Annotated in this window: 3 protein-coding genes and 1 pseudogene; all 4 read left to right on the top strand. The window is 46.6% G+C overall.

Translation table 11 applies throughout. The features are described from left to right. Positions 1–81: 81 nt before the first annotated feature. A pseudogene (locus tag PG881_RS24095) lies at positions 82–225 on the top strand (recombinase family protein); the annotation flags it as partial. A 67-nt stretch (positions 226–292) separates the two neighbouring features. Continuing rightward, a complete protein-coding gene (locus tag PG881_RS23815) occupies positions 293–646 on the top strand; it encodes a hypothetical protein (RefSeq protein ID WP_270803293.1) in 354 nt (117 codons plus the stop codon). A 227-nt stretch (positions 647–873) separates the two neighbouring features. Continuing rightward, positions 874–1,236, top strand: coding sequence for a hypothetical protein (locus PG881_RS23810; protein ID WP_270803291.1), 363 nt, complete (start codon positions 874–876; stop codon positions 1,234–1,236). A 10-nt stretch (positions 1,237–1,246) separates the two neighbouring features. Next, on the top strand, positions 1,247–1,678 hold the full coding sequence (locus tag PG881_RS23805; RefSeq protein WP_113995472.1) for a hypothetical protein: 432 nt from the start codon (positions 1,247–1,249) through the stop codon (positions 1,676–1,678). The last annotated feature ends 260 nt before the right edge of the window (positions 1,679–1,938 follow it).

Below are 1,938 nucleotides of genomic sequence, written 5' to 3'. Positions count from 1 at the left end.
CCACGGGAATTTCTGCGCAGTCGGGTATCACAACCCTAAGCGGGAAAAAGTGTCTGGACCTATGGGGTCAAATCCAACGGATACAAGGCTTTGGCTTCAGCACTGAATGCGAAAGGTTATCTAACCCAACGAGGTAAGCCCTTCACTCGTGAGAGTGTACGCACTCTTCTTAAAAATCTAGGCCTATATACCGTGGGAGCAGAAGAAGAATGCAAAGAACAATAATAGCGCACCTCGATCAATATGGTCGCTGTTGTGCTGTAGAACGAGAGCGAGCAGGGGCCATAGTGTTATGAACCTTTATCATGTCTATTACAACCAACAAGATAGGGCGGTATGCGTAGAGCGCCAAAGCGCAAATGGTATCATCAAGGTTATTGCAGGCGTCAGGCCGACCAGCCTTTACAGCCGAATGCTAGTCACTGATACCTACGCTCTCTCAGAGGCAATCGATGAATCCTTGCTCACCAAGCAAGAGCAATTGAATAAATCGAAAGGGATGCGTTACCAGCGTACCCCCGAGTTAGAGCAAGAAATCAAGCTAGGTTGTTCTCATTCCGTATTACATACCAAATACGGCCTTTCTAAACGCACTTATCACCGATTGCGTAACGAGCTTATTAGTGCCACTCACACTACCCTGTAGGGTAGTACCTCCCCCCTGTGTCACTTCCTCTCTAGCCCTTGTATATCAAGGCTTAAAACAGCCATTTTTAGCTAAGTAGGACTCTCCCCCATGTGGTGCTTTCTTAACACACGCAAACGGGTTGCGGTAACCCACTGTGACCACTACCGCGATTATTCAAAATTCAAGAACTATGACATTGATGCCCCTTTCACCTGGGCACCTAACCCCTTTCGGAGAAGTTAAATATGCATGAACAAATCAAAGACCTGTTTCAAGACGAATCTATTAGTGATGATCAGCTTGCAGCCATCATTCAAGAGGCTCAAGGCGACGTCTCTAAAGTCAGTAAGAGTATGAAAGCCCTTGGTATTGGTGCAGGGTCTAAAGAGCACATTGAATACATGCGCTCTCTTAAGACTGACGCCATGCGTAAACATGGTTTCTCAGATCCTATTCAACAAACGGAGTTTACAGGGGATGAATTAGCTAATCCCAATTGGACAACCAAGCAATGGAATCAATGGGAGCGTGCTAGACGTGTGAAAGCTGGTTACAAGCCAAATCCGCTTAACAACACTCAGGACGCCGTAGACTTTTCAAGAAATTGAGAGGTGGTTAATGTCCCTCATCAAGACGCCAAAGGCTGCAAATTACAAGTTCGGAGGGCAGGCTGATAAGCCTGTCCGCTTCCATGAATACAAATCAGAAATTACTAGATTCTCTTACAAGGGCGTTGTTATTGAGCGTAACAAGAACACTTACCGTATTACGCCACCCAAACTTAAAGGCTTTGATATGGCTTTGTGTGATGGTGTCTATACCGATACTCGTTCGCTACAAGGGGCGCTTGATTTGGCCTTTCTGAATGTTGACAGTGAACGCCAAGAAGAACTAAGAGCGCTGAATATCAACCATCGGTGTCCAGCTTGTAAGGGCGTAACGCTCATTCAGAAGAGAGATTGGCAAGAGGAGCGGATTTCTTGCCCCTTATGCGCTCGACACTCCCACTATTCCTACTATGAAGCCGTGAAAGATGAAGTAATCCGGTGATAGAGGAGAGGTACTTTACCCCTTACGCCTCTCAAGACATACAGCCCCCATCTGATTACTATCCCCTATAGCCAGTATGCTCATGGGGTTGTATTGACTCTTGCAGAGGGGGCCATTTGTCATATTTTCTGTGAGATTTTTTCAAGCTACATTGCATATATATAAGAACCCCCCCTTACCCCCTGCGTATTCCGGCGAAGTTGAACAGCCATTCCGGCCAACGTGAACACCCTGATCCTTAACGCGCTCACGTCACCCCG

Origin of the sequence: Aeromonas sp. QDB54 (assembly GCF_027707385.1) — a bacterium.
GTDB lineage: Bacteria > Pseudomonadota > Gammaproteobacteria > Enterobacterales > Aeromonadaceae > Aeromonas > Aeromonas hydrophila.
This window is presented reverse-complemented; position numbering and strand designations above follow the sequence as displayed.

Coding starts and splice junctions, on each gene's coding strand:
- PG881_RS23815 (WP_270803293.1), top strand. CDS start 293: ATGAACCTTTATCATGTCTATTACAACCAACAAGATAGGGCGGTATGC.
- PG881_RS23810 (WP_270803291.1), top strand. CDS start 874: ATGCATGAACAAATCAAAGACCTGTTTCAAGACGAATCTATTAGTGAT.
- PG881_RS23805 (WP_113995472.1), top strand. CDS start 1,247: ATGTCCCTCATCAAGACGCCAAAGGCTGCAAATTACAAGTTCGGAGGG.